The 13,807-nt window shown below is 71.3% G+C and carries 12 protein-coding genes; 9 read left to right on the top strand and 3 right to left on the bottom strand.

The genetic code is table 11. The features are described 5' to 3' along the window. Complete coding sequence (locus tag IF29_RS0134320) at positions 1-2,442, bottom strand: helix-turn-helix domain-containing protein (protein WP_030263634.1); 2,442 nt, start codon at positions 2,440-2,442, stop codon at positions 1-3. Between the two features lie 12 nt (positions 2,443-2,454). Beyond that, on the bottom strand, positions 2,455-3,090 hold the full coding sequence (locus IF29_RS0134315; protein ID WP_030263612.1) for a hypothetical protein: 636 nt from the start codon (positions 3,088-3,090) through the stop codon (positions 2,455-2,457). Between the two features lie 578 nt (positions 3,091-3,668). Here IF29_RS0134315 and IF29_RS0134310 point away from each other — a divergent pair. The 4 genes from IF29_RS0134310 (at position 3,669) to ku (ending at position 5,570) form a co-directional block, all read left to right on the top strand. Further along, positions 3,669-3,854 carry a YegP family protein gene (locus IF29_RS0134310; RefSeq protein ID WP_030263610.1) on the top strand — a complete coding sequence of 62 codons (186 nt, stop codon included), beginning with the start codon at positions 3,669-3,671 and terminating at the stop codon, positions 3,852-3,854. 42 nt (positions 3,855-3,896) lie between these two features. Then, positions 3,897-4,115: a hypothetical protein gene (locus IF29_RS0134305; protein WP_030263601.1), complete on the top strand. Its 219-nt coding sequence runs from the start codon at positions 3,897-3,899 to the stop codon at positions 4,113-4,115. 80 nt (positions 4,116-4,195) lie between these two features. Next, a complete protein-coding gene (locus IF29_RS0134300; protein WP_030263594.1) occupies positions 4,196-4,411 on the top strand; it encodes a hypothetical protein in 216 nt (71 codons plus the stop codon). A 151-nt stretch (positions 4,412-4,562) separates the two neighbouring features. Next, entirely contained in the window at positions 4,563-5,570 is a 1,008-nt protein-coding gene (ku, locus tag IF29_RS0134295) for a non-homologous end joining protein Ku (protein ID WP_030263591.1), read from the top strand. Between the two features lie 85 nt (positions 5,571-5,655). Here the strand turns inward: ku and IF29_RS44080 are convergent, their stop codons facing one another. Next, positions 5,656-6,552 carry a CPBP family intramembrane glutamic endopeptidase gene (locus IF29_RS44080; protein ID WP_030263588.1) on the bottom strand — a complete coding sequence of 299 codons (897 nt, stop codon included), beginning with the start codon at positions 6,550-6,552 and terminating at the stop codon, positions 5,656-5,658. 582 nt (positions 6,553-7,134) lie between these two features. Between IF29_RS44080 and IF29_RS44525 the strand changes: the two genes are divergently transcribed. From IF29_RS44525 to IF29_RS46470, 5 genes are all read left to right on the top strand, one after another. Then, the gene (locus tag IF29_RS44525) at positions 7,135-11,619 is read left to right on the top strand and encodes a DEAD/DEAH box helicase (RefSeq protein WP_051726405.1); all 4,485 of its coding nucleotides are present in this window, start codon (positions 7,135-7,137) and stop codon (positions 11,617-11,619) included. Beyond that, on the top strand, positions 11,616-12,545 hold the full coding sequence (locus tag IF29_RS0134280; RefSeq protein ID WP_051726404.1) for a hypothetical protein: 930 nt from the start codon (positions 11,616-11,618) through the stop codon (positions 12,543-12,545). The genes IF29_RS44525 and IF29_RS0134280 overlap by 4 nt, the downstream gene beginning before the upstream one ends. Further along, positions 12,542-12,850 carry a hypothetical protein gene (locus IF29_RS0134275; RefSeq protein WP_030263580.1) on the top strand — a complete coding sequence of 103 codons (309 nt, stop codon included), beginning with the start codon at positions 12,542-12,544 and terminating at the stop codon, positions 12,848-12,850. The genes IF29_RS0134280 and IF29_RS0134275 overlap by 4 nt, the downstream gene beginning before the upstream one ends. A gap of 125 nt (positions 12,851-12,975) precedes the next feature. Continuing rightward, the gene (locus IF29_RS0134270) at positions 12,976-13,536 is read left to right on the top strand and encodes a hypothetical protein (protein WP_030263571.1); all 561 of its coding nucleotides are present in this window, start codon (positions 12,976-12,978) and stop codon (positions 13,534-13,536) included. Positions 13,537-13,567: 31 nt separating this feature from the next. Next, positions 13,568-13,804 (top strand): hypothetical protein, encoded by a 237-nt coding sequence (locus IF29_RS46470; protein ID WP_157624077.1) that lies wholly within the window; start codon positions 13,568-13,570, stop codon positions 13,802-13,804. The last annotated feature ends 3 nt before the right edge of the window (positions 13,805-13,807 follow it).

Below are 13,807 nucleotides of genomic sequence, written 5' to 3'. Positions count from 1 at the left end.
TCAGTCCCGGCCTTCCTCAACGTCGGTGCCGTCGGCGACGGCCTGGTCCTGGTCGACGGGCTCGCCGTCGGTGGTGAACGCGTGGGTGAGCTTGGAGGGGTGCTCGCGCCGCTCCAACGCCTCGATCACCGCTGCCATCGGGATCGAGGCCTCGTGCTTGTGGCTGCCCGGCGCGATGCCCAGGCGCAGCGCCCCGGGTACCGGGGAGCCGTCGTCCTTGACCGGCAGCAGTTCCAGCGGGGACGGCTGCGCGGCCGCGTACAGGTACGAGTCGACGTTGACGGCGATCGGGGCGCGGCCGGTGAGCTGCAGCGTTTTGCGCATGCGCCGGTGGGCGGCGATGCGGGCGGCGGCGATGATGTGGAACCTGATCTCCGGCCGGTACTGCCAGGACGCGGCGACCTTCTCCAGCCAGGTGGCGTCGTCCAGGTGCCTGGCGGAGTCCGACCACTTCCCGATGCCGCCCTTGTAGATGTTCTTGTAGAGCGAGGACAGCACCAGGGCGTCGCCCCGGTCCGGGTCGGTGCCGGTGTCCTTGTGGACGGCGTAGGCGGCCAGGAACTCGGCCGGGCTCTGCCCGTCGACCAGGCCCAGGACCCCGTAGGTGCGCTTGTAGCCGCCGCGCAACCGGCCGGTCCACTCCTTGAGGAGCGGCACGGTGTGGGTGGACAGCAGGCCGTCGGTGATGGTCGCCGGGTCGAAGCCGTAGGCGCTGATCATGTAGGCGACGGTCGGGGTGGCGTACCAGCCCGGCCCGGTCGGCGGCAGGCCGTGGAAGGTCGCCGGGTGCGGCAGCAGGTCGTCCACCGTCGTGGTGGTGAAGTCGCACCACCACAGTCCGGCGACCTTCCCGCCGTCCCAGGCCGGGTTCTTCACGTGCACCAGTTCACCGGCGGGCAGGCGCAGCGACTCGGTGACGGACAGGTAGGAGGCGCAGACGTCGACCGCGACCGCGTACGGGCACGCCGCCTCGGCCTGGCTGGGGATGCGCGCCCACCATTTGTAGTCCTCCTCCTCGCACACCGTCTCCTTGCGGGACAGCAGCTCGCGGGTGAGCGGGTGCCGGGCCCCGGCAGCCGGGGCCACGCACAGGTCACCGACCGGCAGGGCTCCTTCACGCAGATGTGAGGACCACTCCCCCGTCGTCTCGTCCTTGGTCCACTCCACTCTCGGGCGGACGGCGTCCAGCAGCAGCATCGCAGTGGAGGCGGTGCTCGCCCCGGGGGCGACGCCGAGGTCGGCGGTGAAGGCGCGGATCCGGCGGGCCAGGGTGAGGCCGTCCACGGTGCCGTCCGGGGCGGTGGCCAGGGGGGTGATCAGGGCGCTGGTGGCCTGCTGGCGGGCATCGCCCTGGCCGAGCCAGGGGGCGACGCTGATCCGGACCGAGGTGCGCGGGCCGCCGGCGGAGCCCTTGCGACGGAAGGCGTGGAACGTCGGCCCGACCTGGTCCGAGATCTCCATGCCGACGCCGCCGGCGGCCTTGGCCAGCTTGCTCTGCAGCGCCGTCAGGGCCTTGTCGGTGGTGGGCAGGTCGGCCGGGAGGCCCAGCTGCTTGAGGGCGGCGGCGGTCAGCACGACCATGCCGTCACCGCCGCGCCCGGACGGGTGGGCACGCTCGATCCGCAGCGGCAGCCCGGTGCCCAGCCACGCGAACCAGTCGCCCAGCTTGGGCCCGGCCGGAACCGGCATCTTCTCGATGTCCGGCTTCCAGCCGCCGTCCGCGGCCACGTCCAGCGCGACAGCGGGCCACCAGCGGGCAGCACCGGCCTGCCCGGAGCCGGAGGTGGGTCGGGGCGCAGTGGGGCGGTTCGCGGGGCGGGCCGGGGCCGGACGGCGGCCGGGCCCGGGGGTCGGGGTCCACGGTGCGGCGGCCCGGACCGGGGCAGCGACCGGTGCGACTGCGGCAGCCGGAGCCACGGCGGGAACCGGCGGAGCGACCGGTACGGACACCGACGGGAGCGGCGTGAAAGGGAGGGGCGTCGGGGCGGCAGCGGGCTGCTGGGTGCGGCAGAAGTCGCCCAGGTGCTGCGCAACCCCACCCACGCGGATCGGCGTCGGCAGCCCACACCACCGGCACGGCTGGGGCTCGAGCATCAGGATCTCGCCGTCCGGGCCGCGGTCCGCCACCAGCGCCACCTCCCCCACCGCCGGAGCCGAAGCGGCGGCCGACTGCACGGGGGCGGCCGCGGCGGTGGGGAAGCGCTCCGCCAGGCCCTCCAGCAGCCGCGCGTATGCCGGGGCGATGCCCGCGGACGGGACGGCGCTGCCGTCCTCCCAGCCCTGGACCAGGACCGGGTCCACGCGCAGAGCCGCGGCGATCTGTGCGACGGTGAGCCCGGCCGCCTGGCGCAGCCGGACCCGCTCCGCGGGGGCGGGCAGCACCGTGCCGGAGGCCACGGCCGCGATCAGCGCGTCGACGGAGTGGAACAGTTCCTCGGACATCCGGCGGTCTCCTCAGCGTCCGGTGGGCCGGGTCGGGTCGATCCGCGGGTCACCGAACAGGGCGTCGAACAGGGCCTCGGTCACGCACGCGATCACTCCCTGCTCGGTGCTGCGCAGGGTGTAGCCGGCCGTGCGCCCGAGGTCGGCGACCGCGATCGGGACCTGGGGGCGGTAGTAGAAGGTGAGTTCCCGCCCGGCGAAGTCCGTCGGCGCGGTGGCCCGCTCCGCGGGGGTGAACGGGAGCGTGAACGAGGGTAGGTCGGCGACCTCGGCCTCGGTGGCCAGGTGCAGGGCGCCGTCATCGGTGGTGCGGAACGCGAAAGCCAGGTTCACGCCGCCGCTGCGCCGGTCGCGCGGCAGCCCGTGCCCCTCCAGCACCCGGCCCAACTGTGAGGGTGCCATCGCGGCGGCCGCGCCCAGGGCACGGCGGTTGGAGTAGCCGCCGGTGGCGTCCGCGCGGGACATCGCCAGTTCCTTGACCACGCCCAGGTGCTGCATCAGGCCGCTGAGCCTGGAGACCAGGGCGGTCAGGTCCTCGAACGCGCCGGCCTGCGGCGGCTCCACGCGGTCCCCGCGCAGGGCCGCGAGCAAGGCGCGGCCCAGATCGGCGGGTACCTCAACCCGCTCCCCATCGAAGCCGATCTTCACACCATCACTCCCAAACCCTAGACTGTGACCATATACTACACCTGTTCACTTTGATAGTGAAGTCAAAGCGTGCAGCGGCACACTGCCCCCAACCGCCCCAAAACCGCAGCGGTCACCATCAGCTGGCCGCACCGTCCACCCCGAGTTGCTCGCTACCGCGGGGCCGATCGGTCCGACTCGCCGCTGCGGGCGCCCGGGGCGACCCTGCTGTCATGACCCAAGCCGATCCCCTGGTCGTCGTATGGCCCATGGAAAGCTCACCCCAGGGACCGGGGCGCCCGGTTCAGGTTGGAGCTGTGGACGTGGGACGAGCCGAGTCATGGCAGGACGTGGACCGCCTCCTGGAAGAGGCGGGACTTCGGGCCGACATCCCCGTTGTCTGGCGCGGTGGCGGAGCCGACCAGTGGGAGTGATCTACCCCCGGGTGCCGAACCTGAGAGTTCGCCCGGCCGGGGGCCGCAGGGGTGCGGCGGTAGAGGCCTCTGACGTGGGGGAAGGGACCGCGGCCTGGGATGCCGACCGCCCTGACCGGACGTAGCGTGCCGATACAACTCGTTTCGAAACCACCAGGAGCACAGATGTCGGCGCACTTCGAGGTCTACGAAGACAAGGCCAACCAGTGGCGGTTCCGCCTCAAGGCCGGCAACGGCGAGACCGTGGCATCCGGCGAGGGCTACCCGACCAAGGCCGTGGCCATCAAGGGCGTGGAGGCCGTCAAGCGGGCCGCCGCCGAGGCGGACATCAAAATCAAAGAGGCCGCCTGAGGTGACGGCCGGACGGCCATGCCGGGCAGCGGGAGTGGCCACATGGTCGAACTGAAGGTCGAGTTCCGGCCCGCTCCTGGCGGGCGAGCCATCCACCTGTGGCACGTGGTCCACACCGGCAAGAGCACCGGGCTGTGCGGACATGAGCTGACGCCGGCAGCGGGGACGTTGCCGATCGCGGAGCTCGAGGAGCTCAGGGCCGAGACCCGCTGCGTGGCCTGCCGTCGTGCCTATCGCGCGACGCTGCCGCCGGGAGACTGAGCCGGGCTCGTTGCTGCACCGAGCGGCGACAGTGCCCTCTCCAGAGTGCACCTCGCACGCCTCTCCCAGACGATGGGCGCATGGACAGTGATGCGGAGGTCCTCGGGTTCTACATCCACCAGGCCCGTGGCGACGGCGTGACCGTGGCGGTGTACGAGTGCCGGAACGACCAGGTGGTCCTCGAGCGGGCTGCCGGAACATGGCCCGAGGTGTACGCGCTGGCGTCCGAGTACGGGGTTTCCGACGAGCTGATCTCCGTGGACGAGCAGGCCCGCGCGATTCTGGACGCTGCCTGACCCGCTCCGGATGCACCCGGAGGTGGGCGGCGTGACGATGATTCTGTGCCACCTGCGCGGATGACCGGGTTCATGGGTAGCAGTGGCAGAGATCCGTCGGTCCACCGGCACGCGCAGGCGGCGCCCATGACCATCACGGTGAGGAGCGCGTATGGCCCGGGCAATCTGGACCGGCGCAGTGTCGTTCGGGCTGGTCACCGTCCCGGTCGGGCTGTATTCGGCGACGCAGGAGCACAAGGTCCGCTTCCGGCAGATCGAGCGCGGTACCAGTGACCGGGTGCGGATCAAGCGCGTCAACGAGCGCACCGGCGAAGAGGTCGCGTTCAACGACATCGTCAAGGGCTACGACCTCGGCGACGACACCTACGCAATCATCGAGCCGTCCGAGCTCGACGACATCGCACCGGGGCGCTCGCGCCTGATCGAGATCGCCGGGTTCGTTGACCCGGGCGCAGTCGACCCGCGGTTCTACGACTCCAGCTACTACCTGGCTCCGCGGGGCGAGGAGTTCGGGCAGATCTACGCCCTGTTCCTGGAGGCTCTGGAGGAGACCGGGAAGATCGGTGTCGGCACATTTGTCATGCGCGGCTCGCAGTACCTGACGGCGATCCGGCCCAACGAACAGGGCGCGCTGGAGCTGCACACGCTCCACTACGCCGACGAGGTCCGTGACCCCGCCAAGGAACTGCCCCAGCTGCCCGGCCACACCCGCCTGGCAGCCGAGCAGCTCGCCATGGCCAAGCAACTCATCGAGGCCATGAGCATCGAGTGGAACCCCGCCGACTACCGCGACGAGTTCCAGGACAAGATCCGCGCACTCATCGACGCCAAGCGAGCCGGGGAGGAGATCGTGCATGCGGCCGAGGCGCCGGGCGCGACGAACGTCGTGGACCTGATGGAGGCGCTGCGACGGAGCCTGGACCGGTCTGCGCCGTCCGATCGCGGTGCGCAGCCGGATCCGGAGCCGGAGGCCGCCGAGGAGACGGCGACGGTGACTCGGGTCGGGCAGCGGCGCACGTCCGCGCAGCTCGACAGCATGACCAAGGCGCAGTTGTACGAGTTGGCTTCCGAGCTGCATATTGCCGGGCGGTCGAACATGACCCGCGAGCAGTTGCAGGACGCGGTGCGGAAGGCCGGCCGGAAGCGCGGGGCCGCGTAGGAGATGTCAGGCTGTCCGAGTGCTCTATGAACTGCTCGGCGGTCCCGTTCTCCAGGTCAACTACTGATCCGGACGTCAGCCGGGCTCACCCGCGGGGCAGAAGCAGCGAGTCGGCAGTTCGGGCCTGCCGCAGCGACAGCAGCGCGTAGACGGCCACCACGGCGCAGGCCACTGCGAGGATCAGGGTCTCCTGGGTGTAGGAGTCGACGCGGTTGGCCATGGTCACCACGACGTCGTAGACGGCGTGCGCGATCATCAGCGGGATCAGCGCGCGGGACCGCTCGTAGATCAGGGCACAAGCGATGGCCCACGGCAGCAACGGAAGGACACCCAACCCGTACTCGACGTGGTACGACAGCCGGAGCGCCGCCAGGACCGTGATCAGGCATCCGCGTCCGACCGGGCCCAGCGGTCGACGCCACACGGCCCGCAGGAGCAGCACCGGGCCGGCAAGGACCACGACTTCCTCGCTGAAGCCGGCGGCGATGGATTCCGTCACCGATCCGAGCACCGGGGTCTGGGCAGCGCCCCCGAGGTAGGAGCCGGCTCCAGGCAAGCGGTCCAAGGTCCAGTGCTGGACCGCGCTGAGCACCACGGTCGGCAGTTCGGCCAGACAGAACACCACAGCGGCGGTCGGCAGCAGTCGACTGGCCGGGCGCAGTGGTGCGCTGATGGCGCTCCAGGGCTCGGCCGCGGCCAGGGCTGCCAGGCACATCGCGCCCATCATGGTCCAGGCGAAGGCAGCCGCGAAGGCCTGCCGGTTGGAGGCGTGCACGTCGGCCACGGCGTGTCCGCCGGCGGCCGCGGCTGCTCCCGGGAGGGCGAAGGAGATCTCCAGGAACAGGTACATCGCGGCGACCGCTGCTGCCAGTACCAGTCCCGGGACGTGGAACATGCGCTGCCTGCTGTCGCCCGGGATGGTGACCGTGGTCGGGGCTGCTGGGTCCAGCAGGCCGGCCGGGCCTTCGGGTTGACCTTCCATCGGCTGCTCCCTGCTGCAGTTGGAGCCCGCCGTGCCCCTGGCTTCTCGCATTTCAGCACACCGGGGTTGGGCGTGTACGCGGTTTGTGGATCACGTCCGGCACCGCAGGGTCCGACCCAGGCGGCCCGGTGCCGACAGGGCGGTCAGCCGGGTCGTGGGAGCGACCTCATTGGCCGCGCCGGTGCACGACCAGGGCGGCGCCAACGGGACTGTTCCTGTCGGGCACGGTGGTGTGCATCATCGTGCCGCACACAGTCTTTCTGAGTAACAGTGGAGCACAGTCTGGACAGCGCGTGAGGGTCGCCCATTCGCGCCGTTGCGTTCGGCCCGGAGAAGCCGCCGGCGACCCGCCCCCTGTAGCGCATCGTCAATCAAATCCCTGGCCGTCGCACATCTGTGTACTCAATCGCGCGCAAAGCGGTGAAATCGGGATGAATTAACTGGCAGTCTGTCACGCTCTGTTGCTGATTCTAAAAAGCGAAGCACGCATAGTGACGTGCCGGTTTCCTGAAGGTTCTCATGGCGACTCCCCCTTCGACTCATTCCGCTGCAGTGCCGCGTCCGGGTGCCCCGGGCGCCCGTGTGGGTCTGGCGGCGGTGGACCCGCAGGCGTTCGCGAAGCTGCTGCAGCGGGTCTGCGCGGACCGTCGGATGACCGCCGACTTCGGCGCGGAGGCTGCCGCCCGTGCCGCCTGCGGGCGACTGGGTGTCCAGGAGTTGCGACTGCTGCTACTGCGATTGCCCCGCTTCGCGCCGGGGCATCCGGCCACCGCGTCGGCGTGGGCCTTCGTACAGGCCCGCCCGGAGGTGGCCACCTCGGTGCTGCACTGCCACGCGCAGCAGGCCGGGGTCGCCAATGCCTTCGTGGTGTGCGACCTGCCACCGTCAGTGCCCGAGCACTTCAGCTGCCAGGCGGGCTGGCGGGGCGCCTCCGGCGCGGTCCATGGTGCGGTGGTCACGCGCACGACCCATAAGGCGGCGCAGCAGTACGCGGCGGTCACCCTGCTGGGGCATGTGAGCGGCTGCGAGCCGGTGGAGCAGGTGGCGGTCAAGGCCGCGGCGTGGTTGCCTGCCGCCCGTATCGCAGGCAGCAGCGGTGGGGCGGCCCGCGACCTGTCGTTCGCCGCACGGTTGCAGGCGGCGTTGGAGCAGCCGCAGGTCGCGCCGGCGGTGGTCGCTGAGGTCATGTCGCGGATTGGGGCCGGGTTGCTGATCCCGCGTGATTTGCATGCGGTGCTGTTCACCCCGGACGGCGAGGCGTGGATGCCGGCCCGGATCGCGGCCCTGCAGGTGGCGCGTGCGGAACCGGGCACGGCGGTGGCGGTGCTGACGCTGCACCAGTCGGTGCGCAACCTACCCGGACCCGAGTTCAGCGACGTGGCTGGCGCGGGCTCGGGCGGGTTCCGCTCGACTGTTCAGTGTCTGGTGGGCGGGGAGGTCATCACCGAGCGTAGCCCGTGGTTGGCCACGAAGCGTCACGCGCGCGGCGCGGCGAGTCTCCAGGTCCTGTCCGTGCTCGCCGGCCTTCCGTTGGGCCTGCTGCCCTCCAGGTCACCCGCGCCGGCGACGGCGGCTGGTGCGTCTGGCGTCTCGACACCCTGTGGGCCGCTGGAGAGTCTGGAGGGGCTGCAGGACCAGGGAAAGATCAGCGACCTGGTGTTCAAGGAGCACCCGGGCATCTCCGGGCTGGAGCCGAAGTTCGTGTGTGTGGCGGCCTGCGTCAGTGAGGGCCAGCTGCTGTCGGCAACAGGCCGCAGCGTGGGCCGCTCCGGGGCGCGCCTGCAAGCAGCCCAGGAGCTGCTGGCCGCACGCACTCGTGCGACCAAGGAGGCGCCGCCGCCCCGGACCGACAAGACGGCAGCCACCGGCAAGAACCCGTTGATGCTCCTCAACGACGCCAAGATGAAGGGGAAGGTCTCCGCGCTGCACGTGGGCGAGGGCCAGGTGGACAAGCAGCACGGCTTCGTGGCAGCCGTCACCTGCCGCAGCGGCGGCCGGCCGGTGCGCGCGACCGGCGCCGGCCCGACCAAGCGCGCTGCGCAGACCGCCGCCGCAGCCGAGTTGCTGGACCTGATCGCCGCACCAGTGCAGGCCGCCGCGGAACCTGTGGCCGCGGCGCCAGAGCCAGCCGCGCCCGTGCTGCCGCAGGCGGTGCGGGACGAGCGGTTGAGCCATGGCCCCGGCGGGCCCGCGGCGGAACGCGGCGAGGCCGAAGCGGCCTGCGAAGCACTGCGCGACGCACTGGAGCAGGGTGCGGAACTGACCATCGACGTGCAGGGCGAGAGCGCCCGGTTCCTGCTCTACCGCCTGGACCGGCTTCCGCTGCCCGGGCCGGTACCCCGGCCGCTGCGAGCCTGCCAGGCCGAGCTGCTACTGCCGGAGAGGGGCGCGATGGTCGCCGCGCAGCAGGTGCCGTGCTGGCAGGTGCCGGTGCGGCTGCTCGCCAACGCCCTGGCCGGGTGCCGGGACCGGGGCAAGGAAGCGCACTCGGTGCGGGTCTGGCGGCAGGTGATCGGGCTGGGCCTGGAGTTGGTGGCCGCCGGCCGGGTCCACCCCGCCGTCGGCGATCAGGGCACGGATCTGTGGCGGGCCGGGCCGCTGACGCCCGAGCACAAGGAACGCGCAAGGCAGCTGCGGCAGGCCATGGTGGCCACCGGGCACTGCGGTGTGGCCACCGGGTTGCGCCGGAACCGGCTGTGGGCGCCGCGGATCGTGGTGCGCGCCGCTCTGGACGCGGTCGCCGAGGCCATGCTGCGCGGACCGGGTACCCCCGCGGTCCTGGGCGGCGGTCCCTTCACCGCAGCCGTTCCGCGCCAGCAGCGCAGTCCCGCGCTGTTGCGCTGGGCGGACGACATCACCGAACTGCAGCCCGACGCAGTAGCAGTGGAGCTGAAGCTGACCGTGCGGCGCCCGAAGAACAACAGCCCGCACGACACCGAGCTGCTGTTGGGCGAGGTGTCCGTCCGGGTCCCCGCCAGCGCAGGCGCACCGGAGCGGCACTGGAATCCGGTCCAACAGCGAGGCTCCGACCCGCTTGTGCTGGCCGACATCCGGCGCTGCCTGCGCCGCCTGGCGCCACACTGGCCGCCGGCCGAGCGGCTCCTGGAGCGCCCGGTCCCCGACATGATCAGCCTGTTCGGCAACGAGGCGGTGCTGCTGCTGGGTGACACCCGACGCCAGCTGGAGCAGCTGGGCCTGCTGGTGGAGTGGGATCAGCAGTGGACCAGCGCGCTGCATACCCGCGCCGTCGTGGGCCGGCGCCCTGCGTGCCCGCCCGAGGCCGCACGGCCCACGTTCTGCTTGAACGACCTGTTCGCCGGGCGCTGGCAACTGTCCGTCGACGGCGAGGACCTGACCGCGCAGCAGGCGCAGGACCTGGCCCGCGCGCCACGCCCGCTGACACGCGTACGCGACACCTGGGTCCTGCTGGACCAGGCCACCGCGGAGCGCGCAGCCGACCCCACCATCCCACCCATGGCCTCCGGGGAGGCACTGCGCGCCGCCCTGACCGGCACCCTCACCTGCGACGGCCAGACCTTCCCCTGCCAGCCGGAGGACGTCCTGGCCGCCATCGTGGCCTTCCTGCGCAGCGGCTCCCGAACCCGCCCGGTCGACCCGCCACCCACCCTGCAGGCCACGTTGCGCGACTACCAGCTCCAGGGCCTGGCGTGGCTGGCCAACACCACCGACGCCGGCTTCGGCGCACTACTGGCCGACGACATGGGCCTGGGCAAGTCCGTCACCGCCCTGGCCCTGCACCTGCACCGCCGCGAGCACGAGCGCCACCCCGCCGGCCCGACCCTGATCGTGTGCCCGGCCTCCATGCTCGTCACCTGGGAACGCGAGATCCACCGCTTCGCTCCCAGCGTCGCCACCGTGCGCTACCACGGACCCGGCCGCGACCTGCACGACGCCACCGCCAACAGCATCGTCCTGACCACCTACGAGACGCTGCGACGCGACGTCGACATCCTGGTCGAGCAACCCTTCGACCTGGTCGTCGCCGACGAGGCCCAGGCCATCAAGAACCACCGCACCGGCGCCGCGCGCGCCATGCGCCTGCTGAACACCACCGCCCGCACCGCGCTGACCGGCACCCCGGTCGAGAACAACCTGACCGAGGCCTGGGCCGTTATGGACTGGCTCAACCCCGGCCTGTTCGGGCCGCTGCGCGCCTTCCGCGACCAGTTCGCCCGACCCATCGAAGCCAACATCACCGACACCGGCCTGACCGAACGCCTCTCCGCGCTCCTGAAGGCCTTCATGCTCCGCCGCCGCAAGGGCGACCCCGGCATCGCCACCGAACTGCCCGCGAAGATCATCGCCCCGCGCGTGGTCTCGCTCTCTTCCGAGCAGGCCGACCTCTACCAGCAGGTCGCCGACCAGACGTTGCGCGAACTGCGCTCCGCCGAAGGCATGCACCGCAGGGGCCTGCTGCTGACCCTGTTCCTGCAGCTCCAGCAGATCTGCAACTCCCCCGCCCACTTCCTGCGCGAACCCGCGGACGGCCACCACGACCCCGAGCGCGCTGCCGCCCGCTCCGGCAAACTCGCCGCTCTCGACGACCTTCTGCCGGTACTGACCGACCCCCAGGAGTCCACGCTCATCTTCACCGGCTACCGCACCATGGCCCGCCACCTCGTCCACCACCTGCGCGCCCACGGCCTCAAACCGCTGTACTTCAGCGGCGACATCGCCGCCGGCCGCGACCGCCAAAAGATCATCGACGCCTTCCAGGCCGCCCCTGGACGCACCATGGTCATGACCGTCAAAGCCGGCGGCACCGGCCTGACCCTGACCCGCGCCAGCCATGTGGTCCTGTTCGACCGCCCCTGGAACCCCGCAAAGGAAAGCCAGGCCATCGACCGCGCCCACCGCCTGGGCCAGCAGCGCACCGTCACCGTGCACCAACTCATCACCGAGAACACCCTCGAAGACCGCGTCGACGACCTTCTGCGTCACAAACGCGCGCTGGCCGACGCCGTCCTGGCCGACGGCTACTCCGCCCTGACCGAACTGAGCGACGAACAGATCTGCGACCTGATCGCCCTGGGAGCGCACCGATGACCCACACCCCCTGGCCGGACGCCTGGGGCAGCGCCCTGCGCACCGCCATCGGCGACGACGCCCTCCTGCTGGCTGGGCACAACGACTTCGCCGCCGGCGGCATCACCAACCTCACCCTGTCCCCCGGCCACGCCTCCGCCATGGCCACCGCACGCCATACCGGCCACCAGGCGCACACCGCCATCACCGTGCCGATGCTCTGCCAGGCCGAGATCACCGCTTTGCTGGAGAGCAGCACTACCTGCGGCCACGCCACCCGGCTGCGTGCGGGAGAACTCTCCGACTGCCTCGCCGACCCGGCCCACTGCGCGGGCACGGAACTGGCCCCGGCCGCGCAGCACATCGGCTTCGCCTGCACGTGCGGGACCCCGCCCTGCCACCACTCCGCGGCCCTGGCCCACGCCGTCACCCACCGGCTCCGCACTACCCCGGCGGCCTTCGCAGCCCTGCGCGGCCTGCTTCCCCTGCCCCAGGTCCACGCCGCACCCGCCGACCCCGATCACTGCCCCACCGCGGCGACACCACCGCGCATCTCCGCGCAGCAGGCCTGGGACTGGTACCGCAACCGCCCCGAAGCCCCCGCTCTGCCCGCGCCCGGGCCCTTCGCCGAACCCGAGCCGCACTCCGCCGCGTGGCCGCCACCGCCAGCCCCCGCGCCCACAGCCGACCAACTCCATGCACTGGTCCGGGACGCTGCCGCCCAGGCCAGAAACCACCTGCTGACCGGAGCGCCCCTGCAGTGCGCCCTCCTCGAGGACGCCCTTCGACTCGCCGAGGCGATCCCGCTGACCCCGCTCCCCGAGGTCGCCGACCGTCTGGGCCTGGACATCGCAGACCTTCGCGAGCGACTCGCTGCCCCGCCGTCGGCTCCGGCCGTATGCGGCCCGCGCGGCCAGCGTTCCGATACGGGGTCGGAGCGCCCATGACCGTCGTCGGCACCCTGCGTCAAGCCCTCCTCGCGGAGTTGACCAAGGCCAGCACCATTCCCGTCCTAGCCGGCCTGCAGCACGTGGACCCGCACGCCACCTGGAAGTCCTACGACATGGCCATCACTCGCTCCGCCGCCCACAAGATCGCCGCCGACGGCCTCGCCGTGCTGCTTCTCCTACGGGAAGGCGAAGCCGAGGCCGCACTCACCGGTGCGACGGCTCCCACGACGGGCAGGCTACGGCTCCATCTGACGGTCGATCAACGCGTCACGGAGCTCTTCCCCGGCCGCATCCGCGCATAGTGCCGACCAGCGGTCAGAACGACGTCGACCAGCTGCACGGGTCACGCTGACGCACTGTCCGCTGACGGGGTGAGACACATGCAACACAACCCGCCCAAACCACATCCCAGCGCTAGGGTCCGACCATGACCACCGTCATCAGCTGCACCTGCAGGCCACCCTTCGTCCACGGCCCCGGTTTCCTGGCTGCCGACTTCCTGTACCGCTCCGCCGTGTGCGCCGATCGCACGCAGGGCGGGAAGAAACTTCGCCGCCGCGAAGCCGACGGCCTGCCCATGCTGCTGCTCATCAGGCTGGTGACGAAACTTCGCGGGGACGCACCTGTAGCACTCGACTTTGACGACGAACTCGTTGCTGATGACTCCGACACCGACCTACGCGCAACTCTCACCTGGCTGCACGACACCCGGTTCATCGCGTTGAACGGAATGGCCGGCCGCATTGCACGGCTGTGGCTGTCGCCGGCCGTGGGCTGCATGGGTGGAACAGATCCGCGCATCGCAGCAGCTCGGCACAGCTTCCCCTACATGACGATCGCTGAAGACGGTATGGCAGCACCACAACCAGTGACAGTCCACGAGTACAGCCCACAGCTGTGGCAGAGCGTCTACGAGCAGAACCAGGAGTCCTTCGACTCGACCCGCTTCCTCGACTACCAGTGCCCCGAGCACGGCATCAACCAGTAGCCCGTGCGAAGGAGCGAAGGCCGTTCTGCCGATGCGCCTACCAAACATCCTTCGACGCCACCGCCCCGCTCCCCTCTCCCCCGAGTTGCAGGGTCTGCACGAGCGGGCTGTGGCGCTGCGCTGGGAGATCGCACTGCTCCCGGTCAAGGGCACCCACCGCGAGCGCCTGGAGCTGGCTGGGCTGACCCGCAGGATGCAGGAACTCGCGATCAGCGAGAAAGCCCGGGCGGCAGCCGCGAACGATCCGGGAACCGCTTCGGCCGCGTAGGGC

The sequence above is a fragment of the Streptacidiphilus jeojiense genome (genome assembly GCF_000719095.1).
Classification (GTDB): domain Bacteria; phylum Actinomycetota; class Actinomycetes; order Streptomycetales; family Streptomycetaceae; genus Streptacidiphilus; species Streptacidiphilus jeojiensis.
This window is presented reverse-complemented; position numbering and strand designations above follow the sequence as displayed.

Coding starts and splice junctions, on each gene's coding strand:
- IF29_RS0134320 (WP_030263634.1), bottom strand. CDS start 2,442: ATGTCCGAGGAACTGTTCCACTCCGTCGACGCGCTGATCGCGGCCGTG.
- IF29_RS0134310 (WP_030263610.1), top strand. CDS start 3,669: ATGTCGGCGCACTTCGAGGTCTACGAAGACAAGGCCAACCAGTGGCGG.
- IF29_RS0134305 (WP_030263601.1), top strand. CDS start 3,897: ATGGTCGAACTGAAGGTCGAGTTCCGGCCCGCTCCTGGCGGGCGAGCC.
- IF29_RS0134300 (WP_030263594.1), top strand. CDS start 4,196: ATGGACAGTGATGCGGAGGTCCTCGGGTTCTACATCCACCAGGCCCGT.
- ku (WP_030263591.1), top strand. CDS start 4,563: ATGGCCCGGGCAATCTGGACCGGCGCAGTGTCGTTCGGGCTGGTCACC.
- IF29_RS44080 (WP_030263588.1), bottom strand. CDS start 6,552: ATGGAAGGTCAACCCGAAGGCCCGGCCGGCCTGCTGGACCCAGCAGCC.
- IF29_RS0134280 (WP_051726404.1), top strand. CDS start 11,616: ATGACCCACACCCCCTGGCCGGACGCCTGGGGCAGCGCCCTGCGCACC.
- IF29_RS0134275 (WP_030263580.1), top strand. CDS start 12,542: ATGACCGTCGTCGGCACCCTGCGTCAAGCCCTCCTCGCGGAGTTGACC.
- IF29_RS0134270 (WP_030263571.1), top strand. CDS start 12,976: ATGACCACCGTCATCAGCTGCACCTGCAGGCCACCCTTCGTCCACGGC.
- IF29_RS46470 (WP_157624077.1), top strand. CDS start 13,568: ATGCGCCTACCAAACATCCTTCGACGCCACCGCCCCGCTCCCCTCTCC.